The sequence below is a fragment of the Streptomyces sp. NPDC057854 genome (assembly GCF_042797055.1).
In the GTDB taxonomy this organism is placed as follows: Bacteria; Actinomycetota; Actinomycetes; order Streptomycetales; family Streptomycetaceae; genus Streptomyces.
The window spans coordinates 255,636-277,224 of record NZ_JBHVMF010000003.1; the positions used below are offsets into that span (position 1 = coordinate 255,636).

At 73.7% G+C, this 21,589-nt stretch carries 23 protein-coding genes; 13 read left to right on the forward strand and 10 right to left on the reverse strand.

Translation table 11 applies throughout. From position 1 onward, the window contains the following. Positions 1–18: 18 nt before the first annotated feature. From ACFVQZ_RS07420 to ACFVQZ_RS07435, 4 genes are all read left to right on the forward strand, one after another. On the forward strand, positions 19–375 hold the full coding sequence (locus tag ACFVQZ_RS07420; protein ID WP_383620338.1) for a hypothetical protein: 357 nt from the start codon (positions 19–21) through the stop codon (positions 373–375). 164 nt (positions 376–539) lie between these two features. Then, on the forward strand, positions 540–1,799 hold the full coding sequence (locus ACFVQZ_RS07425; RefSeq protein ID WP_081959046.1) for an FG-GAP-like repeat-containing protein: 1,260 nt from the start codon (positions 540–542) through the stop codon (positions 1,797–1,799). Positions 1,800–1,911: 112 nt separating this feature from the next. Then, positions 1,912–3,135, forward strand: a complete 1,224-nt coding sequence (locus tag ACFVQZ_RS07430) for an FG-GAP-like repeat-containing protein (RefSeq protein ID WP_030494884.1) — start codon at positions 1,912–1,914, stop codon at positions 3,133–3,135. Between the two features lie 76 nt (positions 3,136–3,211). Further along, positions 3,212–4,423, forward strand: coding sequence for an FG-GAP-like repeat-containing protein (locus tag ACFVQZ_RS07435; protein WP_030494883.1), 1,212 nt, complete (start codon positions 3,212–3,214; stop codon positions 4,421–4,423). 72 nt (positions 4,424–4,495) lie between these two features. Here the strand turns inward: ACFVQZ_RS07435 and ACFVQZ_RS07440 are convergent, their stop codons facing one another. Both ACFVQZ_RS07440 and ACFVQZ_RS07445 read right to left on the reverse strand, forming a co-directional pair. Next, a complete protein-coding gene (locus tag ACFVQZ_RS07440; RefSeq protein ID WP_030494882.1) occupies positions 4,496–4,669 on the reverse strand; it encodes a DUF397 domain-containing protein in 174 nt (57 codons plus the stop codon). Beyond that, positions 4,666–5,484, reverse strand: coding sequence for a helix-turn-helix transcriptional regulator (locus ACFVQZ_RS07445; RefSeq protein ID WP_321192751.1), 819 nt, complete (start codon positions 5,482–5,484; stop codon positions 4,666–4,668). Before ACFVQZ_RS07445 ends, ACFVQZ_RS07440 begins: the two co-directional genes overlap by 4 nt. Before the next feature lie 82 nt (positions 5,485–5,566). On the opposite strand from ACFVQZ_RS07445, the gene ACFVQZ_RS07450 reads away from it, so the two are divergent. The 4 genes from ACFVQZ_RS07450 (at position 5,567) to ACFVQZ_RS07465 (ending at position 8,344) form a co-directional block, all read left to right on the forward strand. Continuing rightward, positions 5,567–5,977 (forward strand): hypothetical protein, encoded by a 411-nt coding sequence (locus ACFVQZ_RS07450; protein ID WP_383620341.1) that lies wholly within the window; start codon positions 5,567–5,569, stop codon positions 5,975–5,977. A 95-nt stretch (positions 5,978–6,072) separates the two neighbouring features. Then, positions 6,073–7,170, forward strand: coding sequence for a hypothetical protein (locus ACFVQZ_RS07455; protein WP_383620343.1), 1,098 nt, complete (start codon positions 6,073–6,075; stop codon positions 7,168–7,170). 53 nt (positions 7,171–7,223) lie between these two features. Further along, positions 7,224–7,862: a DUF6058 family natural product biosynthesis protein gene (locus ACFVQZ_RS07460; protein WP_383620345.1), complete on the forward strand. Its 639-nt coding sequence runs from the start codon at positions 7,224–7,226 to the stop codon at positions 7,860–7,862. Beyond that, positions 7,859–8,344 carry a glutaredoxin domain-containing protein gene (locus tag ACFVQZ_RS07465; RefSeq protein ID WP_051787828.1) on the forward strand — a complete coding sequence of 162 codons (486 nt, stop codon included), beginning with the start codon at positions 7,859–7,861 and terminating at the stop codon, positions 8,342–8,344. Before ACFVQZ_RS07460 ends, ACFVQZ_RS07465 begins: the two co-directional genes overlap by 4 nt. On the opposite strand, the gene ACFVQZ_RS07470 is transcribed toward ACFVQZ_RS07465, so the two are convergent. Further along, positions 8,289–8,696, reverse strand: coding sequence for a hypothetical protein (locus tag ACFVQZ_RS07470; protein WP_383620347.1), 408 nt, complete (start codon positions 8,694–8,696; stop codon positions 8,289–8,291). The genes ACFVQZ_RS07465 and ACFVQZ_RS07470 overlap by 56 nt on opposite strands. 14 nt (positions 8,697–8,710) lie before the next feature. Next, positions 8,711–9,712, reverse strand: a complete 1,002-nt coding sequence (locus ACFVQZ_RS07475; RefSeq protein WP_383620349.1) for a hypothetical protein — start codon at positions 9,710–9,712, stop codon at positions 8,711–8,713. 130 nt (positions 9,713–9,842) lie between these two features. Between ACFVQZ_RS07475 and ACFVQZ_RS07480 the strand changes: the two genes are divergently transcribed. After that, positions 9,843–10,202, forward strand: a complete 360-nt coding sequence (locus tag ACFVQZ_RS07480) for a hypothetical protein (RefSeq protein ID WP_030494874.1) — start codon at positions 9,843–9,845, stop codon at positions 10,200–10,202. A gap of 46 nt (positions 10,203–10,248) precedes the next feature. Here ACFVQZ_RS07480 and ACFVQZ_RS07485 read toward each other — a convergent pair whose 3' ends face one another. The 3 genes from ACFVQZ_RS07485 to ACFVQZ_RS07495 form a co-directional block, all read right to left on the reverse strand. After that, positions 10,249–11,853 (reverse strand): transporter, encoded by a 1,605-nt coding sequence (locus tag ACFVQZ_RS07485; protein ID WP_383620351.1) that lies wholly within the window; start codon positions 11,851–11,853, stop codon positions 10,249–10,251. After that, a complete protein-coding gene (locus ACFVQZ_RS07490; RefSeq protein ID WP_383620353.1) occupies positions 11,850–12,710 on the reverse strand; it encodes an ABC transporter ATP-binding protein in 861 nt (286 codons plus the stop codon). The genes ACFVQZ_RS07485 and ACFVQZ_RS07490 overlap by 4 nt, the downstream gene beginning before the upstream one ends. An 89-nt stretch (positions 12,711–12,799) precedes the next feature. Continuing rightward, positions 12,800–13,480 (reverse strand): bifunctional DNA primase/polymerase, encoded by a 681-nt coding sequence (locus ACFVQZ_RS07495; RefSeq protein WP_030494871.1) that lies wholly within the window; start codon positions 13,478–13,480, stop codon positions 12,800–12,802. A gap of 291 nt (positions 13,481–13,771) precedes the next feature. Here ACFVQZ_RS07495 and ACFVQZ_RS07500 point away from each other — a divergent pair, with 291 nt between their 5' ends. Beyond that, entirely contained in the window at positions 13,772–15,154 is a 1,383-nt protein-coding gene (locus tag ACFVQZ_RS07500) for a hypothetical protein (protein WP_030494870.1), read from the forward strand. Between the two features lie 127 nt (positions 15,155–15,281). Continuing rightward, complete coding sequence (locus tag ACFVQZ_RS07505) at positions 15,282–16,721, forward strand: hypothetical protein (RefSeq protein ID WP_383620356.1); 1,440 nt, start codon at positions 15,282–15,284, stop codon at positions 16,719–16,721. 23 nt (positions 16,722–16,744) lie between these two features. On the opposite strand, the gene ACFVQZ_RS07510 is transcribed toward ACFVQZ_RS07505, so the two are convergent. Next, positions 16,745–18,061 carry an ABC transporter substrate-binding protein gene (locus ACFVQZ_RS07510; RefSeq protein ID WP_383620358.1) on the reverse strand — a complete coding sequence of 439 codons (1,317 nt, stop codon included), beginning with the start codon at positions 18,059–18,061 and terminating at the stop codon, positions 16,745–16,747. Positions 18,062–18,204: 143 nt separating this feature from the next. On the opposite strand from ACFVQZ_RS07510, the gene ACFVQZ_RS07515 reads away from it, so the two are divergent. Together ACFVQZ_RS07515 and purU are read left to right on the forward strand one after the other, a co-directional pair. Further along, positions 18,205–18,708 carry a hypothetical protein gene (locus tag ACFVQZ_RS07515; protein WP_081959043.1) on the forward strand — a complete coding sequence of 168 codons (504 nt, stop codon included), beginning with the start codon at positions 18,205–18,207 and terminating at the stop codon, positions 18,706–18,708. Positions 18,709–18,772: 64 nt separating this feature from the next. After that, positions 18,773–19,624 (forward strand): formyltetrahydrofolate deformylase, encoded by an 852-nt coding sequence (purU, locus tag ACFVQZ_RS07520; RefSeq protein ID WP_030494866.1) that lies wholly within the window; start codon positions 18,773–18,775, stop codon positions 19,622–19,624. A 34-nt stretch (positions 19,625–19,658) separates the two neighbouring features. Here the strand turns inward: purU and ACFVQZ_RS07525 are convergent, their stop codons facing one another. Next, complete coding sequence (locus ACFVQZ_RS07525) at positions 19,659–20,861, reverse strand: maleylpyruvate isomerase N-terminal domain-containing protein (RefSeq protein WP_383620361.1); 1,203 nt, start codon at positions 20,859–20,861, stop codon at positions 19,659–19,661. Continuing rightward, positions 20,858–21,436: a sigma-70 family RNA polymerase sigma factor gene (locus ACFVQZ_RS07530; protein WP_030494864.1), complete on the reverse strand. Its 579-nt coding sequence runs from the start codon at positions 21,434–21,436 to the stop codon at positions 20,858–20,860. The genes ACFVQZ_RS07525 and ACFVQZ_RS07530 overlap by 4 nt, the downstream gene beginning before the upstream one ends. Positions 21,437–21,589 lie beyond the last annotated feature (153 nt).

Consider the following 21,589-nt stretch of genomic DNA (forward strand, 5'->3'; position numbering starts at 1 on the left):
CCTCCCTAAGCTCCCCTCATGAGCGTCTCCGTGTACTACTCCGCGCGCCGCCCCGGCCCCCTGACGGAGGCCGAGTCGGCCGCCGTCGAGCGGGTCACCGCCGCGCACCTGGCCGCGTTCCCGTACGGCGACGAGGAGAGCCTGTACCTGTACGCCGACCCCGGACCCGAGCCGGACGCGCTGCTGGCCGGGTCGACGAAGCTGCCCCGCGACCCCGACCGCGTCGTCTCCGTCCTGGTCCACGTCCTGGACGCGGTCACCGCGCTGCGCCGGGCCCTGCCGGGCGCGGTGTGGCACGTCCACGTGGACGACCAGGACGTGCCTTGGGACGACGCCGACGGCTTCGGCTTCCCCGGCATGCGCGACGCCCTCTGACGGCACGGGCGCCCCCGCGCCCCCCCCGGCGAACGCCCCCCAGGGCCCACACCGCCCCCACCGGAGCGCCCGCCTCCACCACGCGGTACCTTCCCTCCCACGGCGTGTCGAGAGGGGGAGCCCCGAGGGCTCGGCTCCGCGCCGCATCCGGAGGGAACCCGTACATGTCTCTGCTGTCCCGGCTGAACGGCCGCCGCCGCCCGGCGGCCCGCCCCGCCGCGCTCGGCCTCGCCGTGCTCACCGCGCTCACCGCCTTCACCACCCTCGGCCCGGCCGCCACCCCGGCCCAGGCCGCCCCCAGCGACTGTCCGAAGGGCTACTTCTGCGCCTGGAAGACCGACCACGCCACCGGCGAGATGCTGAAGCTCACCAAGAGCGCGTCGACGCTGGGCTCCTGGGACAACCAGATCAGCGCGGTCTCCAACCGCACGAACCAGTGGGTGTGCGGGTACGACGAGCCCGGCTACAAGACCTCCTACTGGAGCGTCGGCGTGCGCGCCCCCGACCCGGCGGGCACGGACTGGGGCTACATGGGCATGAAGTCCCTCAGCTCCCTGAAGTTCGTCCCCACCGAGCGCGAGTGCTACGGCCCCGCGTACCCGTCCTGGCACGCCGAGCCCAACCCGGCCGGGCCGTCGTCCTTCGGCAACCTGAACGGCGACGACGAGGCCGACCTCCTCGCCCGCGACAAGGTCGGCCGCCTCTGGTTCCTGCCCGGCGACGGCAGCGGCAAGCTCATCGGCGGCGGCTGGGGCGCGATGAACGCCCTCACCCGGCACGGCGACTTCTCCCGCGACGGCAAGGAGGACGTGATCGCCCGCGAGGCGTCCACCGGCAAGCTGTTCCTCTACCCCGGCACCGGCACGGGCACGTTCGGCACCCGCAAGGTCATCGGCACGGGCGGCTGGAACGCCATGACCCGCCTCACCGCCCTCGGCGACCTGACCGGCGACAACCGCGCCGACCTCCTCGCCGTGGAGAAGTCCACCGGCCGGCTCTACCTGTACCCGGGCACGTCCACCGGCACCCTCGGCGCCCGCAAGATGATCGGCTCCGGCGGCTGGAACAGCATGAACGCGCTGACCCCCGTCGGCGACGTCACCGGCGACGGCAAGGCCGACCTCGTCGCCCGCGAGGCGTCCACCGGCCGCCTCTACGCCTACCCCGGCCGGACCGGCGCCCTCGGCTCCCGCACGCTCCTCGGCGGCGGCTGGAACGTCATGGCGCAGCTCGTCGCCGTTGGCGACCACGGCCTGGACGGCACCAACGACCTCGTCGCCCTCACCGGCCCGAGCTACCGCGGCGACTCCTGCTCCTACGAGGGCTGCCTGCTCGTCTACGGCGGCCGGGGCGACGGCACCTTCGCCCGCGGCTCCTGGGACGGCCAGGACTACTCCTGGGACGACATGAGCCTCGTCTTCTGACGTCGTACGGGAAACCCGTATGACAAGCCCACCGCGGATCGCGGTAGATTTCCGCCCTACGGCGCGTCGAGCGGGCTCGGCCCGGCTCCGCGCCGCACATCGGAGGGAACACATGCGCATGACTCTGCGCCGGCGCGTGGCCACGGCGGCCACGGCGCTCGGCCTCACCACGCTCGGCGTCCTCGGCGCCGGCGCGGCCCCCGCCCAGGCGGCCCCGGCGGACTGCCCCGCGGGCTACTTCTGCGGGTGGAAGACGGACAACGCCACCGGCACCATGTACAAGACCAACGCGAGCGTCGCCACCCTCGGCGCCTGGGACAACCAGTTCCGCACGGTCTCGAACCGCACCAACAAGTTCGCCTGCCTCCACGACGACGCGAACCACGGCTACGAGGGCGACGTCTGGTCCATCGCGCCCAACCCCTCGGGCACCGAGTGGGGCGGCCCCGGCAGCACCAGCGTCAGCTCGCTCCGCCTGGTCACCACCGAGCGCGAGTGCTCCGGCGCCGAGGCGTACCCCTACTGGTACGCCAACCCGCAGACCACCGCGCCCGCCTTCGGCGACCTCGACGGCGACAAGACGTCCGACGTCCTCGCCCGCGACAAGGCCGGCCGCCTCTGGTTCCTGCCCGGCGACGGCAGCGGCAAGCTCGTCGGCGCCGGCGGCTGGAACGCCATGAACGCCCTCACCCGGCACGGCGACTTCTCCGGCGACGGCAAGGAGGACGTGATCGCCCGCGAGGCGTCCACCGGCAAGCTGTGGCTGTACAAGGGCGCCGGCACCGGCTCGGTCGGCAACCGCGTCCTCATCGGTTCGGGCGGCTGGAACGCCATGAACCACCTCACCGCCTTCGGCGACCTCACCGGCGACGGCCGCTCCGACCTGTTCGCCGTGGAGAAGTCCACCGGCAAGCTGTGGCTGTACCCCGGTACGTCCACCGGCGCGCTCGGCGCCCGCAAGCTGATCGGCGCGGGCGGCTGGAACAGCATGAACGCGCTCATCGGCTTCGGCGACATGACGAAGGACGGCCAGGCCGACCTCCTCGCCCGCGAGCCCTCCACCGGCAAGCTGTGGCTGTACCCCGGCAAGACCGGCGGCCTCGCCCCGCGCGTCCTCATCGGCGGCGGCTGGAACAGCATGGCGGCGTTCCTCGCGGTCGGCGACCGCAGCGGCGACGGCTACGCGGACCTGTCCGCCATCACGAACGCCAGCTACTCGTCGAACTACGGCCGCGGCGCGGGTCTCCTCGTCGCGTACGACGGCAAGTCCACGAACGGCTTCCAGCCGGGCGTCATGGAGGACGAGTCCTGGTTCGACCTGAACGGCCAGTTCTGACTCACCACGTGAACGGAACACCCGTGTGCGAGGGGCGGCTGCCGCCCCTCGCACACGGCATTGGGGAGGGGGAGCAATGCGCAAGACGATGAGACGCGGCCTGGCGTCCCTGCTGGGCATCACGCTCCTGGGGGGTCTCGGGGTGGCGACGGCCGCCCCCGCACAGGCGGCGGCGAGCGACTGTCCGAAGGGCTACTTCTGTGCCTGGAAGACGGAGGACACCACGGGGACGATGTTCAAGACGAACAAGTCCCTGCCGACCCTGGGCACCTGGAACAACACCTTCAGGTCCCAGATCAACCGCAGCTCGAAGTTCGCCTGTCTCTACGACCTGCCGAACTACGAGCTCGGCACCTACTGGTCGCTGGACCCGAACGAGGACCCCCGCGGCTACGACATCGTGCCGAACCCGCACACCAGCTCGGTGGGGCTCGTCGCCACGGAGCGCGAGTGCGGCGGCGACGCGTACCCGACGTGGTACGCGGAGACGTCCCCGAAGGCCGCTGGCTTCGGCGACCTGAACGGCGACCGGAAGGCGGACGTCCTCGTCCGCGACAAGGCAGGCCGCCTCTGGTACCTGCCCGGCGGCTTCACAGGCACCCTCGTCGGGGTCGGCGGCTGGAACGGCATGAACGCCCTCGTCCGGCACGGCGACTTCTCCCGTGACGGCAAGGAGGACGTGATCGCCCGCGAGGCGTCCACCGGCAGGCTGTGGCTCTACCCGGGCACGGGCACCGGCGGCCTCGGCGCCCGCAAGCTGATCGGCGCGGGTGGCTGGAACGGCATGTCCCAGATCGCCGCCGTCGGCGACCTCTCCCGCGACGGCCGAGCCGACCTCCTCGCCGTGGAGAAGGCCACCGGCAGGCTGTGGCTGTATCCCGGTACGGCCTCCGGCACCCTCGGCGCCCGCAAGCTGATCGGCTCCGGCGGCTGGAACAGCATGAACGCGCTGACCGGCCCCGGTGACACGAACGGCGACGGCCGCGTCGACGTGTACGCCCGCGAGGCGTCCACCGGCAGGCTGTGGATGTACCCCGGTACGACCTCCGGCGGCCTCGGCGCCCGCAAGCTGGTCGGCACGGGCGGCTGGAACGTGATGGGCACGTTCCTCTCCGTCGGTGACTTCACCGGCGACGGCAAGCCCGACCTCGCGACGATCGCCAGGCGGCCCATTCTCGAGCCCGAGCACGCGGACGAACTCCGCACCTACCGGGGCCTCGGCACCGGCGCGCTCGCGGCGTGGGACTACACCGACGGCAACTGGTGGGGCCTGAACGGCGCGTTCTGACCGGCCGGACCTTGGGAAAGGGCCTCCACCCCGGAGCGGGGCGGAGGCCCTTTCGCGTACGCCGCGCCGCGCCTACTTCACCTGGTCGAGGAACGCGCCCCAGGCGGCGGGGGAGACGGAGAGGGAGGGACGGTCGGTGTCCTTGGAGTCACGGACGTGCACAGAGTGCACACAGGAGGCGACCTCGACGCATTCGCCCTGCTCGACGCTGTAGCTGCTCTTGTACCAGTTGAGGTCTGTGCTCATAGCTTCTGTGCCACCTGTTCGATCCATCGTGCCGATTCCACTGGCGAGAGCGCCTGGGACCGCAGGGTGTTGTAGCGGGCGAAGGCGTCCCCCAACTCGGGCTGCTCCGTGAGAAAGTACCTGCCGCTCTGTCCCTCGACATAGACGAGCTGCCGCTCGCGGCCTTCGGTTTCCAGCAGGATGAACGGGCCACTGATGCCCGCGTGCGCCTCCAAGTCGTCCGGCAGGACCTGAAGCTCCACGTGACGCAGCCGCGCAACGTCGAGAACGTGCAGCAGGTTGTCCTTGAGGACGCGGGCGCCCCCAATTGGGCGCGTAAGCACTCCCATCTCCAGGACGAAGCTGACGAGCGGCGCGGGCTTCCGGTGCAGCACCGCCTGGCGGGCCATGCGGCCTTCGATCATGGCCTCGCGTTCGTCGTCCTCCCACGGAGGGACGGCACAGTTGAAGACGGCTCGCGCGTACTCAGGCGTCTGCAACAGGCCAGGCAGGACCCGGCTTTCGAACGAGGAGATCGAGACGGCCTTCCGTTCCTCCTCCAGGTAGTCCTCGAACCACGCGGGCGCCGCACTGAGCGGCACCTCCTCCGCGAGCTCCAGAAGTGCACCTTGTGCACCCAGCGTGTCGTCCGCGATGGCGACGAAATTCCCCCGAGCCCGGCGCTCGCCCCGCTCGATCATCGCCACCTGGGACTTGGAATAGCCGGTCGCGGACCCCAACCGCTCCTGAGAGACACCGGCCCGCTCCCGGTAGAACCGCACCATCCTCCCGAACGCCCTGGCCGTTCCCGCAGCCTGCCTGGCTTCCTTGTTCACACCCCGCCTCCCCGAGTGCACAGTCCCGCACAACATCACGTTGCCCCTGGTGACAGGACAGCACGCTCGGGAAGCTGACGTCATGAATCTGAGCAAGTCGCTTGACGGCAAGCCGTCCTGGGTACCCGCCGCCGGTCACGTCCTCCGGCTCGCCGGCGTGCACTTCGACGCCGTACGGATCCCCGGTGTCCTGGGAGAGGAGGTGGCGTACCACCTCATGGAGTTCACGGACTTCCAGGCGGGGCCGATCGTGCGGGAGGCCGCCCGGGGGCGGAACCTCTACTTCCTGCTGGCGCCGGGTACGGCCTCGGGGTTCGCGTGGCCGGCTCCGGTGCGGGTGCTGGGCGGGGGCTGTGGGGGTGAGTCGTACGTGGGGATCCCGGCGTTCGACGGGACGACGTGGCCGCTGGGCTGGAGGTCGCTCCCGACGCTCGAAGATCCGTTCGTGGAGGGAGAGTTGTTGCACCAGACGGTGAAACGTGCGGTAGCGTGACGCAAGCGTCACGCTCCGTTAAGGGAGCGGCCCCCGGCGGTGCGCCAACACCATCCGAGGGCCTTCACTACCAGTGGACTGGAGCTCCACCAGAAATGCTTCGGCATGTTATCGCGCCCTCGGCGGCGTACACGAAGGTCTCGCACAGTGTCGTCCGGAATCGACGGCTGACCAGCGACGCGAAAGTCCTCCTCATCTACCTCCAGGGCCTTCCGGAGAGCGCGGCCACCGCGAAGCCCCTGGGGCAGCACGCGGTTGACCTGGGCATGACGCCGACGGCCTACCAGAACGCGAAGAAGTCGCTCAAGGCGTGCGGACATGTGCACGAGTGGCGAGGGCAGTGCGACCTGGGGCTCTGGAACACCACCCAGCTCGTCGCGAACGTCCCCCTCACGCCTGAGGAGGCACTGGTGGTGCGGGACGGTGACGGGTCACCGACTGTGCCCGATCCGGTGGTCGGTGGACCGGGTACCCGGGAGGCCGGTTGTTCCTCCACAGACGAAGACGGGGAGAAGACCAACCCCCTACCCCCCGGAGGCCCCGCGCCTTCGCCGGAACCGGAGCCGGAACTGGAGCCGGAACCGGAGCCGGAGCCGGGACCGCAGCCGGGATCGCAGCCGGAGCCGGAGCTTTCGGCTGATGCGGAGGACGAACTCGTCCGCGCCGAACGCCTTCTCCTCACGCTCCACCAGGCCGACCGCGATCTCCGCCTCGGCGTCCGGGAGGCGCGCGGGCTCGCCGCCATCGCCGCCGAGTGGCTGCGGCGGGGCGTCTCGGCGGCTGACCTGCGGCACGCCCTGACCGCGCATCTGCCGCGTACCGGCGTCCGTTCGGCCGTCGGGTTCCTCCGGCACCGGCTGACGGAGAAACTGCCGCCGGAGCCGGTGGACGGCCCGCCCGGCGAGAGCACGGGCCCGGTGCCGGGCGCCCTGGTGAACTGCCAGGGGCCGGGCGACAAGCCCCACGCCTTCCGGCCCGTCGCGGGCGAGACGCTGTGCGGCCCCTGCCGCCGTGAGGCCGCACTCCGCGCCGACCGGCGCGACCGGCGGGACCGGCGCGACCGTCGCACGGAGGGGCGCCCCGCCGTCCGGCCGGACTGGCGCGACCGGGTCGCCGAGGCGTTCGCGGAACGCCCGGGGCTCGCCTGGAAGGCGCTCGACCGTTCGGCGGGGGCCGAAGCGTCCGGCGGCTAGCGTGCGGAAGGCCGCGCGGGACCCGCCCGCGCGGCCGTCCCCAGGAGGCCCCGATGACCGGGAACGTGTCCCCGAACGAGCTCAGGCGGCGCGTCGCCGCGCGGTTCCGGGAGGTGAACGGCGACCACCCGATGACCGCCGCCGACGACGCCTACGTCAGCGCGCAGTTTGTCCCGCTGGACGAGCTGTGCGCCGCCACCGGCCGCGACGCCGACGACGTCCGGCGGCTGATGCTGGCGCGGCGGCTGCCGCTGCCGGGGTACCTGCGCTCCGACGGCGCCGAGATGGTCCCGCGCGACCTGTTCGCGCTCGCGGGGCGGGCGGGCGGGGTGGACCTCCTCGAAGGGTGGTTCGTCGCGCACTGGGACGACGAGGCCGCCGGGCGGGCGGAGTGGGAGGCGTACCTCAGCGGCCAGTACGTCTGCCTGCGCTCCGTCACCCCGGAGACGATCCGGCGCAAGGAGCACCTGACGGGAGCGATCGGCGCGGCGGAGGCCGCACCGGACGCCGGGTCGCCCGCGTGGGCCGAGCGGCTGCACGCGCTGGTCGACGAACTCGACGGCCTGGAACCGGCGTTCACCGCCTACGACCGGCTCCGCTTCGGCGGCCCGACGTCCCGGGACACCTGCGTCGACGCCGTACGCGCCCGCCATCCGCGCGGCGGGGCGGGGACCACTACCCTGGCCCGGTGATACGCGCCTGGGCCCTCCCGTCGACGTTCGCGCTCGCCGGCGCGCTGCTCGCCGCCGTCTCCTTCGCGCGCGGGGAGACCGGCCGGGGAGCGGTCCTGGCGGCGCTCTTCGCGCTCCTCGCGGGCTACCACTCGCCGCTGGTCTTCCCGCGTTCGCTCACCTCCGCCGAGGCCCTGCGCCGCAGCGGCGCCGACGGGCGGCCCGTCGTCTACTGGCGGCCCGGGTGCGCGTACTGCACGCGGCTGCGGCTGCGCCTCGGGCGGCGGGCCCGGCGCGCGTACTGGGTGAACATCTGGCGCGACCCGGAGGCCGCGGCGGCGGTGCGGGCCGCCAACGGCGGCGACGAGACCGTCCCCACCGTCCTCGTGGCCGGCCGCCCGCACACCAACCCCGACCCGGCCTGGCTCCGCGACCGGATCGACGGCCTCACCCCGCCGGCCGCTCCGGGTGGTCCGGCCGCTCCGGGTGGTCCGGCACGCTGACCCCGTACGCGGGAAAGGCGCCGGTCAGCGTCGCGTACGCGTCGGCGGTCAGCCGGTCCCGCCGCCAGATCGCGTGCGCGGTCATCGTCGTCCGGCCGATGGCCGACGACAGGGCGCCGCCCGGCCGCGCGGCCCGCAGCTCCTCCGCGCGCGGGCGGAATGCGTCCCGGACCAGCCTGTCGAGGGCGGAGAAGCGCGCCGCGTCCAGCTTCGGCACGGCGCGGAGGTCGTACGCCCCGGACCTGACCGCCACCGCCGTGGCGTGCCGGATCTCCTGGAGGGCGGTCAGCGGCAGACGGGAGGCGGCGGCGACGAAGGCGGCCACGTCGGACGGGATCAGGGACGGTGACATGCGGCCAGGATCCCTCAGCGCGCGTACGGGTTGCCGGGGACCGGGCCCGGCTGCGCGGGGAGCGGCGGGTACGGCGGGAGCGGCGGCTCGGCGGCCGGGGTGCGGCGGAGGCGGGCGAGGTCGGCGAAGATGAACAGCACGGCGACGACGCACAGGATCGTCGACTGGGTCGAGAAGCCGACGTTCTTCAGCTGGAGGAGCGTCTGGAGGGCGCCGGCGAAGAGCGAGCCGACCGCCACGTCCAGCACCGTGCCCTCGCCGCTGCGCAGGCTGCACCCCCCGGCGGTCAGACCGAGCAGGCACACGATCATGAACTCCCGGCTCAGCCCGGCCTGCGTCGTCGCCCCGATCCGCGCGGTGAACGCGAACCCGGCCACCGCCGCCAGCAGGAACGCCGGCAGGAACAGCAGCACCGTCACCCGCAGCCAGCCCGGATCCGGCACCGCGAGCCGCCGCTCCTGGCGGGGCAGGTACCAGGCCACGATCAGGAAGAGCGCCACCCCGATCAGGAACAGGCCGGGGATCCGCGCCCCGTTGTAGTCCAGCGCCGCCAGCCAGGACGACCGCACCAGCACCGTGCCCTCCGGCGCGATGTCACCGACCAGCGTCTCGGCGCCGATCAGCAGCGCGACCGCCGAGAACAGGGCGTGCCCCGCCTGCGCGTTCAGCGACAGGAAGCCGCTGAGGAAGGCGAACGGCACCGCCGCCAGCAGCGCGAGCAGCACCCCGAACAGCATGCCGCCGTTGTCGGAGGCGTTCACGCCGAGGATCACCGCGCCCAGGCCGGCCACCCCGATCGTCGCCGGCTCGATCCGCTTGCTGCGCAGCAGCAGCAACTGCGACAGGGCCAGGACGCCGGGGACCACCGCGACCGAGGCGATCGCCCTGAGCGTCCGGTCCGCCGGGGCCGTCGGCGCCGCGCCCGCGCACACCACCGCGAGCACGACCGTCGCCGCCCCCACCAGACCCAGCCACCACCCCTGCCCCCGCCGCGCGGAGGCCCCGCCGACCGTCACGTCCACTCCTCCCCCTCCCGTAGGCGCGTCCCCAAGTACCCATCCTGACCCGGCTGTTGCGCCCGCGGTTCCGCTTCCCGGGAAGAAATGGCGTGGCCGCGCCCCGAACCGTCCGGATACGGTCACCGCCATGACCACGACCAGCCCCCGGCCGACGACGACCCTCTGGCGCCCCACCGGCCCCGAGGAACTCGCCCTCGTCCGCGCGCTGGACTGGCGCGCCTGGCCGCCCCGGCTGCCCGAGCAGCCGATCTTCTACCCGGTCCTGAACGAGGACTACGCGATCCGCATCGCCCGCGACTGGAACGTGAAGCACAGCGGCGTCGGCTACGTCACCCGCTTCGACGTCGACTCCGCCTTCCTCGCCCGCTACCCGGTCCAGCAGGCCGGCGGCCGGACCATCCTGGAACTGTGGGTCCCGGCCGAGGAGCTCGACGAGTTCAACGCCCACCTCGTCGGCCCCATCACCGTCACCCACACGTTCCGCTGAACCCCGGGGCGCCGCGAGACGCCCCGGGGACGGTCCCCGGGAGCGGTCAGCCCTTGCTGACCGCCGTCAGGATCTCCGGCAGGCTCCGGGACATGCGGCCCGCCATGAGCTTCAGGGCGCCCCAGGTCAGCAGGGCGCCGTAGGTGACGCCCAGGGGCAGCAGGAGCCACAGGAGGGCGTGCTGGTCGCTGACGCGCAGCCAGACCAGCAGGGCGATCAGCGGGGCGCACAGCAGCGGGCCGGCCAGCATGCCGCCGAAGATCGCCGCGACGGCCATGCCGCCCTGGCCCGGCGCCACGTTCCGGTGCGAGTCCTGGGGGATCGAGTACGGGTAGCGGACGGAGACGACGACGCCCAGCGCCAGCATCGCGCCGAGCAGCGCGAACGCCAGGCCGAAGACCTCCGGGAGCTGCGACCAGCCGCCGGCGACCGCCGCCGTGCCGACGGCGACGAGCGCCGTGAACGGGACGGTGACCGCGGCCATCACGTACGCCCGGTCCCGCAGCTCCGCGAACGCGTCCGCGGGGGACGCGATGGTCTGCGCGACCATCCAGAACGCCGACGAGTCCTGCCCGAACTGGTTGAACATCTGCAGGCCGAGCATGCCGGTGGCGAAGCACGCCCAGTAGACGGAGCCGGACTCCTGGAAGGCGTTGACCATGGGGACGAGCGCGCCGATCGCGAGCGCCGACACCCATCCGGCCTTCGTCTTCGGGTCGCGCCAGAGGTAGCGGAAGCACCGCTCCATCACCGCGCCGGTACGGCCTGCGGGCAGCATCCGGGCCAGCGGCCCGCGCGCCGTGTCCCGTACGGCCTCCGGCGCCGCGCCGACCGTCGAGCCGTCCGGCTCGACCATCAGCCGCACCAGGCTCCGCCGCCACCACCACAGCAGCACCGCGAGCAGCACCAGCGACGGCACCAGCCGCGCCACGGCGAGCGCGAGGTCGCCGTCCGCCGCCGAGAGCACCGCCGCCACCGCCGACGCGGGCGGCAGCCAGCCCACCACGGACGCGACCGTGTCCAGCGCGGACAGGTCCTCCGCCCGGCCCAGCGCCTGCAGGCCGAAGTTCACGCCCTGGATGCCCAGCGCGATCACCAGGCCGCTCAGCAGCGCCATGTCCCGGCCCTTGCGGGACGTCAGCAGCCGGACGTTCGCCGTCGCGATCGCCCGCGACAGCGCCACGCACACCAGCAGCACCAGCGGCACCGCGAGCACCGCGAAGACCACCGCCGCCGCGCCGTGCGCCACCGCCGCGACCGCGCCGACCGCCAGGCACAGCGTGAACAGCGGCCCGATGCCCACCAGGGACGCCACCAGCAGCGCCCGTACCAGCGGCTGCGGGCGGAGCGGCAGCATCACCAGCCGCGAGGGGTCCAGCGTCTCGTCACCGCTCGGCAGGAACAGCGGCATCACCGCCCACCCCAGCGCGAACACCGCCACCGTCAGCACCGCGACCGCCCCCGCGGCCTCGTGCCCCCGCAGCAGCAGGAAGCCCAGCACCATGAAGGCGGCGACCAGCAGCACCACCACCAGGGAGGCGACGAACGCGGCCGTGCGCCCGCTCGACTGCCGCAGCCCGTTCCGCAGCAGCGACAGCTTCAGCCGGACGAAGACGGGCGTGAGCGACGGCGCGGCGGCCGGGCCGCTCATCGGCCCGCCCCCTCGGCGCCGCCCCCGCCGAGCCAGTCCAGCGAGGCACCGGCCGCGTCCCGGCCGTGCGCGCCCACCAGCTCCAGGAACGCCTCCTGGAGGGTGGCGGCGTCCCCCTTCACCTCCGCCAGCGGCCCCTGCGCCCGGATCCGGCCGCCGGCCATCACGGCGACCCAGTCGCACAGCGACTCCACCAGCTCCATCACGTGGCTGGAGAACACGACGGTCGCGCCGGAGGCCGTGTACCGCTCCAGGACGCCGCGGATGGTCTGCGCGGACACCGGGTCGACGCCCTCGAAGGGCTCGTCCAGGAACAGCACGTCCGGGTTGTGCAGCAGCGCCGCCGCCAGCCCGATCTTCTTCCGCATGCCCGTCGAGTAGTCGACGACCAGCTTGTGCTGCGACCCGGCCAGGTCCAGCACGTCGAGGAGCTGGGTGGCCCGCTTGTCGACCTCCGGACCGGGCAGCCCCCGCAGCCGCCCGCTGTACGCGAGGAGTTCGCGGCCGGACAGCCGCTCGAAGAGCCGCAGGCCCTCGGGCAGGATGCCGATCCGCGCCTTCACCCGCGCGACCGACTCGGCGTCGCGCCACACGTCGTGGCCGGCCACCCGGATCCGGCCGGAGTCCGGCCGCAGCAGGCCGGTGATCATGGAGAGGGTGGTGGTCTTGCCGGCGCCGTTCGGCCCGACGAGCCCGATGAACTTCCCCGCGGGCAGCACCAGATCGACGCCGTGCACGGCGACCTGCTGCCCGAACCGCTTCCACACCCCCTCCACGCACACCGCGGGCGCCGCACCGGATGGTTCCGGTGCGGCGCCCGTCGGATCGAACGTCCCGTCAGCTGCCTGGTCAGGCATGCTCCGTCAGCCCTTCTGTGGTCCCCGTGGAACGCTGGTCACGCGTCCCTTTCCGGCCACCCTACGGGCCGGGCCACGGGGGCCCCGGGTCACGGACGGCGGCTGCGCGCCTCGGCCGCCTCGCGCCCGCACGCGTACGCGAGCGCGCTGATCAGCTCCTCCGCGTCCGGCAGCCAGCGGTTGGCCGGGGTGGGCCGCCGCGCCCACTGCACGGCGCCCCGGCCGCCGATGCGGGTCGGCGGCGCCGCCACGTAGTGGCCCTCGCCGCGGGTGGCGAGGTCGAGCGAGGCCGGGGCCCAGCCCAGCTTGCGGATCAGGTCCGGGACCTTGGCGGAGGCGCCGGGCAGCACGAAGAAGAACATCCGGCGGTCCGGGGTGCAGGTCACCGGACCCAGCGTCAGCTCCATGCGCTCCATGCGGGCCAGAGCGAGGAAGCCGGCGGCCTCGGGCACCTCGATCGCGTCGAAGGTGCGGCCGGTGGGCAGCAGGATCGAGGACTTCGGCTGCTTCGACCACATCCGGCGGGCGCCGACCGCGCTCCCGGTCGCCAGCGTCGCCCAGTCGGGCTTCACGGCGTGGGCGCCCGGCAGGGGGCAGTCGGCGGTGCCGCAGGAGCAGCGCTCCCGGCCGTCGACGGCTTCCAGCCAAGTCCCGGGGAACACGTCCCAGTGCCGCTCTTCCGCGTACCGCACGGCGCTGTCGAGCAGCTGCTCGCCCCGCTGCTGGGGGATCTGCGCGGCTTCCGTCGTGACTCCGATGGTCTCATCCACGGTGAAGACAACTCCCCCCGTCACCTGGGGTTACGGGCGCGGCGGCGCCGGGGGTGAGGCATCGATCCTGCATGCGGGGCGCATGGGTGCACGCGCGGGGGCGCGCGGGGGACCGGGGAGCGGGGGAGGGGTACGGAAGAGGGCGGGGCGGGCGTGCGGCGGGGGTCGGGCCGGGGTCGCGGACCGCCGGCCGACGTGTCCGGTTTCGCGTGTTCACATCGGCATTGACCGGATATCCACCGGGCAGTGATCAGTCCGTGTCCGTACCCGTCCCTTCTGGGGGTTCCACTCATGGCAGCCAGGCCACTCGTGCCGCGACAGCCCAACGAACGGCTCCAGGCGCTCATCCAGGAGGCCGCGTGCTCGCACGCCGGCCTCGCCCGCAGGGTCAACATGGTCGGCGCGGAGCGCGGTCTCGACCTGCGGTACGACAAGACGTCGGTCGCGCGGTGGCTGCGCGGACAGCAGCCGCGCGGCCGGGCGCCCGGCGTCATCGCGGAGGCGCTGGGCCGCAAGCTGGGGAGGGCGGTGACGATCGACGAGGTGGGGATGGCCAACGGCCGGAACCTCGCGGCGGGCGTCGGCCTCCAGTTCGCGCCGACCGTGCCCGGCGCGATCGAGCAGGTCTGCGAGCTGTATCGGAGCGACGTGGGCCGCCGGGAGTTCCTGACCGGTTCGTCGGTCGCGGCCTCGGCGCTCGTGGAGCCCAGCAGGGACTGGCTGATCAGCGGCGCCGACGCGCAGGTGGCGCGGACGGCGGGGGCCCGGGTGGGCCGCTCGGACGTGGCGGCGGTGCGGGAGACGACGGCCGCGCTCGTCGACCTGGACCGGCGCTTCGGCAGCGGGCACGTCCGCCCGGTGGTGGTCCACTACCTGGACAGCGTGGTGTCCGGGATGCTGTCCGGCTCGTACCGGGAGTCGGTGGGGCGGGAGCTGTTCGGCGCGGTGGCCCGACTGACCGAGCTGGCCGGGTACATGGCGGTGGACACCGGTGAACCGGGTCTGGCGCAGCGGTACTACATCCAGGCGCTGCGGCTGGCGCAGGCGGCCGGGGACCGGGGGTACGGCGGCTACGTGCTGGCCGCGTCGATGAGCCACCTGGCGGCGGAGCTGGGGAACCCGCGGGAGATCGCCCAGTTGGCGCGCGCCGCGCAGGAGGGGACGCGCGGCGGGGTGCCGCCGCGCGCGGAGGCGATGTTCCTGGCGGCGGAGGCGCGGGGGCACGCGCTGATGGGCGACGAGCGGGCCTTCGAGGCGGCGGCGGGCCGGGCGGCGCGGGCGCTGGAGGCGGCCGGTCCGGAGCCGGACGGCGACCCGGCGTGGATCGCGCATTTCGACGGGGCGTACCTCGCGGACGAACTGGCGCACTGCTACCGGGACCTGGGGCGCGCGGACGCGGCGGTCCGGGCGGCGGAGGAGTCGCTGGCCGGGCATCCGGAGGGGCGGACGCGGCGGCGGGCGATCGGTCTGGCGCTGCTGGCGGTGGCGCGGGTGCAGCAGCGGGAGATCGAGGAGGCGTGCCGGGCGGGCACGCGCGCGCTCGAACTGCTGGGCACGTTGCGGTCGTCGCGCGGCGCGGAGTACCTGGAGGACCTGAGGGAGCGCCTGGAGCCGTACGCGGGCGAGGAGGTGGTCCGGGAGTTCGAGGAGCGCCTGGAGGTGTACGCGGCCTGACGGAGGGCCGCGGGGCGGTTCGGGTTCCGTCCGAAGGGTGTTACCGGTCTCACACGTGTGTGCGGAGCCGTGGACGCACCCGGTAGCGTGAGCCGACGATTCCGTAGGTTGATCAGTGGGAGTCCCGGTGACGCAGAACGGACAGGGTCCGGAGCAGGGGGGCGCGCAGGCGTGGGGCGGTGCCTGGGGGCCCTCGGGTGCCCAGGACCGGCCGGGCGGGCAGCCGCTGCCGCCCGCGCAGCCGCTGCCCCCCGAGGCGCCGCCCGCCGGTGACCTCCAGGCCACGCAGTACATCGCGCCGGTGCCGCCGCAGCCGCAGGGCGGGCCGATGCCGCCGGCGGGTCCGCCGGCCGGTTACGGCTACCCGCCGCCGGTGGCCGCCCACGGCTCCGACCTGCAGGCGACCCAGCACATGGCGCCGGTGCCCCCCGGGTACGGCTATCCGCCGCCTGCTCCGGTGCCGGGCCCCGACCTCCAGGCGACGCAGCACATCGCGCCGGTGCCGCCGCGGACGGGCCAGGACGGCGGCGGGCAGACCCAGTTCCTGGGGACGGGCCGGCTGCCGCAGCCGCCCGCCCCGGCGGGTGCCTCGGACGCGACGCAGTACCTCGCGCCGGTGCCGGGCGGCCCCGTGCCCGGCGGCCCCGTGCCCGGTGGTCCTGTCCCCGGCGGTCCTGTCCCCGGTGGTCCCGTGCCCGGTGGTCCCGGGCCGTCGCAGCCGCCCGCGGAGTTCGACAGCCTGTTCCGGGACTCGGCGCCGGCGCAGCCCGCGCCCCCGGCGTACCAGCAGCCGGCCCCGGCCCCGTACCCGCCCCAGCAGCAGCACCCGCACCACCAGCCGCCGCAGCCGTACGGCCACCAGGGCGGCGGGGGCGGCTACCAGGACCCGTACGGCTACGACGACGAGCCGGAGCCGCCGCGCCGGAAGGCGCCGGTGGCGCTGATCGCGGCCGTGGTGGTGGGCTGCGCGGTCGTCGGCCTCGGCGTGGGCGCGCTGCTCAGCGGCGAGGACGAGAAGACGCCGACGGCCGGGACGGGCGTCGCGCCGACCTCCCAGGCGCCGGCGACCGCCGACGGGGCCTCGCAGGCGCCGTCGGAGAAGCCGGAGGATCCGGCCGAGCCGCAGGCGAAGGAGCTGGACAAGCTCCTCGCCACCAGCAACGACAGCCGGGACACGGTGATCAGCTCGGTCGAGCTGATCAAGCAGTGCAAGAACCTCGACAAGGCCGCCGCCGACCTGCGCGGCGCGGCCGAGCAGCGCCGGGGCCTGGTGACGAAGCTCCAGACGCTCCAGGTCGACAAGCTGCCGGACAGCCAGGCGCTGACGTCGGCGCTCACCCGCGCGTGGCAGGCGTCGGCCGCGGCCGACGACCACTACGCGGGCTGGGCCGACCAGATGAAGGCCAAGAACGCCTGCAAGGGCGGCCACGCCAAGTCGACCAACCGCCTCAAGGCCGCCAACGACAAGAGCGGCGAGGCGACCAAGGCGAAGAAGGAGGCGGCCGGGCTGTGGAACCCGACCGCCGGGAAGTACGGGCTGACGAAGCGGTCCGCCACCCAGCTGTAGGGCGGCGGCCCGCTCCGGGCCGGTCAGCCGCCGCTGGTGACGGTCGGGCCGACGTCGACGAAGCCGGGCCGCTGGGCGACGAGCCGGCCCTTCCGGACCACCTGGAAGGTCACCTCGTGGTTGACGATCCGGGGGAAGTCCGGGGCGCCGAGCAGGTCCTCGTACCTCCAGCGCAGCTTGGGGGTGAGGCCGCCGGTGTCCACCTGGGCGCCCTCGTCGAGGGCCTCGGTGATGCGGGACGAGGTGATGGTGTCCTGGTCGAGGGTCTCGATCACCTCCTTGAGGACGGTGTAGGCGATCCACGTGGTCTGCACGCCGGTGTCGGCCGGGTCGACCCGGTTGTCGGCGAAGGCGTGCTCCTGGATGACCTTCCGCATCGGCTCCCAGCTCTTGTCATCGGCCTCCGGGTACCAGCCGGTGACGTACGCGCCCTCGAAGGGGCTGCGGGCGCCGCCGGTGCGGTCGATGACGGGCTGGCCGACGCTGCCGAGGACGGAGGAGATCCGCACGGCGCCGGCGGCGTCGTCCTCGCCGTTCCCGCCGCTCTCCCCGTTCCCGCCGTTCTCCGACTGCGCGCCGCCGGTGGTCTCGGGCAGCCGGCGGAAGGAGTCGAAGAAGGTCTGGGTGCGCTCGCCGAGCACGGCGGCGACGCAGCCGTCCTTCCCGCCGGCCTTCTCGCGGGCGGTGGCCGCCGGCTCGGTGTACTCGGTGGCGTCCTCGACGGCGGGGATGTCGACGGCGCCGCGCCGGCTCGCCTTCTTCAGGCCCGCGTCGAGGAGTTTGGGCAGCCGGTCGCCGGCGAGGGTGTCGGGGCGGACCAGGGAGACCGTGCGGCAGTCCTCGGCGAGCTGCATGCCGTGGCCGGCGATGAGCGAGGCGAGGCCGCCGTTGACGGGGTAGGAGAGGTGGCTGGTGAACTCGTCCTCGGTGATGCCGTAGCCGCCGATGTACGGGATGCCGGCCGCTTCGAGCGGGGCCATGAAGGCGCGGCCGTTCTGGCTGTACGAGCCGACGACGGCGACCGCGTTCTCGCGGACCGCGCGGCGGGCGCACGCGGCGGCGCCGGCCGGGGTGTTCTGTTCGTTGCAGGTGAGGACGCGCAGTTCGTGCCCGTCGATGCCGCCCTGGGAGTTCACCCAGCGCGCGTACGTCTGCGCCATGGCGGGCATTCCGGGCATGTTGGTCGCGCGGGTCTGGTCGGGGGCCCACGTCATCACCGTGACGGGCTCCCTGGAGCCCCCCGTGGCACCAGGGAGCACGCCACACCCGGTGAGGAGCGACGCGCCGGCCGCCGCGGCGGTGACGGACGCGAGGAGTGGGGACAGTCGCCTACCGGTCATGGCTCCGCACGATTCCGGCCCCGGGGTAACACGGGAGTGTGCGGCGTTCAACGGTGGGTGACATGGAGGTGAATTACGGGGGTCCCGGGCCCTAAGGGGAGGGGCAGGGTCCGGTTGTCGGTGGGGAACCGTACGATCGAGCGATGTCCAGTTCCGTCCCCGGTCCGGTGAACTCTTCCCGTCGCGGCCGTCGCTCCTCCACCATGGGCGGCATGCCGCTCAACGACATGCCGTGGTGGCGCTGGCGCACCAACGTGCGCTCGGCGCTGCACATGCTCTCCGACCCCGCGTTCCACCGGTCCGTCTGGCTCGCCGGCCAGGACGGGTACGGCGACGTCACCGACGCCGTCTACCGCCTCGTCGAGGACACCTGGCTCGACAACTGGTCCGCCGAGCGCTACGTCGGCGCCATCTTCCGGGACGCCGCCGAGGCCCAGCTCGTCGACCTCGCCGTCCTGCGGGTGCTGCGGATCCTCCACGCGGTGGGCCCCGACGCGCCCTTCACCGCCTATCAGGAGCACCCCGGCTGGCCCGAGGCCGTCCAGGCGGCCCGCGAGGCGCACGTCCGGCTGGCGACCGCCGACGGGGACGACCCGGACGTGCCGCCGCGCTCCCTGGACGTCCTGCGCATCCTCACCCGCGCCTGAGGCGGGCGGTCCGGTGGCCGGACGGCGGTGCGGACCGGGCGGCGCGGTGTGGCACGCTGGTGCGATGACCGACCAGTATGTCCTCACCATCTCGTGCCCGGACAAGCAGGGCATCGTGCACGCCGTGTCGAGCTACCTCTTCATCACCGGATGCAACATCGAGGACAGTCAGCAGTTCGGAGACCGTGACACCGGTCTCTTCTTCATGCGGGTCCACTTCTCGGCCGAGGCGCCGGTGACCGTGGAGAAGCTGCGGGCGAGCTTCGCGGCGGTGGGCGACTCCTTCCAGATGGACTGGCAGATCCACCGCGCCGACGAGCGCATGCGGGTCGTGCTGATGGTCTCGAAGTTCGGCCACTGCCTGAACGACCTGCTCTTCCGGTCCTCCATCGGGGCGCTGCCCGTCGAGATCGTCGCCGTCGTCTCCAACCACACCGACTTCGCCGAGCTCGCCGCCTCGTACGACATCCCGTTCCGGCACATCCCCGTCACGAAGGACACCAAGCCGGCCGCCGAGGCCGAGCTGCTGAAGCTCGTCGAGGAGGAGGACGTCGAGCTGGTCGTCCTCGCGCGGTACATGCAGGTGCTCTCCGACGACCTCTGCAAGGCGCTGTCCGGGCGGGTCATCAACATCCACCACTCGTTCCTGCCGAGCTTCAAGGGCGCCAAGCCCTACCACCAGGCGCACGCGCGCGGCGTGAAGCTGATCGGGGCGACGGCGCACTACGTGACGGCCGACCTCGACGAGGGGCCGATCATCGAGCAGGAGGTCGAGCGGGTGGGCCACGAGGTCACGCCCGACCAGCTCGTCGCGATCGGCCGGGACGTCGAGTGCCAGGCGCTGGCGCGGGCCGTGAAGTGGCACGCGGAGCGCCGCATCCTCCTCAACGGCCGCCGCACGGTCGTCTTCGCCTGACCCGCCGCCCGCCGGCCCTCCCGGAGAGAGGGCGCTACAGGTGGCTGAGGGAGGCCGCCGCGGCGAGGACGTCGCGGATGGCCTCCCGGTCGCCGTCCTGGCCCGCCGCCGCCTCCTCCGGCGAGATGTGCCCGGCGAGCAGATGGCAGAACTCCACGCCGTCCATCGCGACCTGCGCCACCACGTGGTCGGGGGAGCCGAGCGCGGCGGGGGAGTCCAGCGCGATGTACCAGTGGCCGCCGCCCGCGCCCTCCACCTCCAGGTGCAGCGACCGGCCGGGCGCGCCGGCGGCGACGAGCTCGCGCGGCGGTCCGGACCGGCCGGTGCGGCGGCGCTCGGCGACGGCCGCCGGCAGCAGCCGGGCGGCGAGGTCGACCATGCCGTGCAGGTGCGGCCCGCTGGGCGGCTCGTACGGGTAGGCGACCGCGTTCGCGATGTCCTCCGCGTGGATCCAGCACTCGAAGGCCCGCTCCAGCAGCGCGTCCTTCAGCGGCAGCGCGAAGTCGCCGTAGGTGACCGTGAGGTCGGCGATGCCGCGCCCTGCGAAGGACACCGTCCGGATCAGCGCGTGGCTCTGCTCCCGCCACGGTTCGCGCAGCGTCCGGTTCGGCGGCCGGTCCAGGGACGTCCAGAACGCTTCCGTCCGCTCGTCCGGCGACAGCTCCGGCACGTCGGGACCGAGCGGGTCGGCGAGGCCGAGCGCCCCGGACACCAGGCCGTCCACCGCCAGCAGGTGGCCGATCACCCCGGCGACGGTCGACTTCCGCCGCACCTGCCGGTCGTCCTCGTACCACTTGAGCCGCACCGGCGCGTGCCACTCCGCCTCGCCGATGTCCCGCAGCAGTGCGTCCAGCCGGGCGGTCTCCGCGTCGTAGGGCGTCGCCCAGCCGGGCACGGGGATGCGGGCGGGCCGCCGGCCGAGGCAGTTCTCCAGGACCCGCGACCGCAGCTGCGGGTCGAGGTCCAGGTCCCGGTCCTCGTGCAGCAGCGTCACCGCGTCCCGCAGCCGCAGCGCCTCGTCCGCGCAGGGCGCGCACACGGTCAGGTGGTCCTCGACGGCCCGGGTCTCCGCGGCCGAACACGCCGACAGTGCCCAGGCCCCGAGGAGGGACTTGAGCACCGTGTGGGTGAGGACGAGGGGCGCCGAGAGGTCCGCGTGGTCGTCGGCGGCGTCCCGCGGTCCCGGTATCCGGGCGGCGCGTGCGAGGCCGTCGTCCTCGCCGTGCGGCCCCGTCACCGCGACCGCCCGTAGCCGCCCGGCGGCCCGTCGAGGGGCCGGAGGTTCGCCGTGGACAGCAGCTGGAGTCCGAGCCGCAGCCGGCGCCGCGCCTCCTCGGGGCTGATCGACAGGTCGGCGGCGGTCTGCCGGTAGTCCCGCCGCTGGAAGTACGCCAGTTCGAGCGCCTTGCGGAGCGGGACCGGCATGGAGGTGACGATGTAGTCGGCGCGGGCGGCGGCGGAGGCCCGGAGCACCTTGGCCTCCAGCTCCTCCGCCGAGCCGACGCCGGTCTCCGCGTACGCCGTCGCCTCGGTCTGCCGCAGCCGGTTGACGGCCTGGCGCTGGGCCAGCCGGGCGATCCACGAGCGGAGGTTGCCCTGCCGGGGGTCGTACGCCTCGGGGTTCTCCCAGACGGCGACGAAGACCTCGCGGGTGATCTGGTCGGCGGCCTGGTCGTCGTCGAGGACCCGGTGGGCGAGGCTGTGCACGAGCGAGGCGTAGCGGTCGTACAGCTCGCCGAGGGCGGCGGCCTCGCCGCGCGCGAGCCGCTGCTGCATCCTGCGGTCCCAGCGCGGTGGTGTGTCGTTCGCCATCCGAGCCTCCCACCTTCCGCTTCCCGCGCCGCGCTCCGGTCCGTCTGTCCGACTGTCCGTCTGTCCGTCCGTCCCAAACTAATGCGACCGGCCGACGGTGCACGCCTCTTTGCCGCAAGTGCGACGTTCACGCAGGAGCGGATGGTAAGGAAA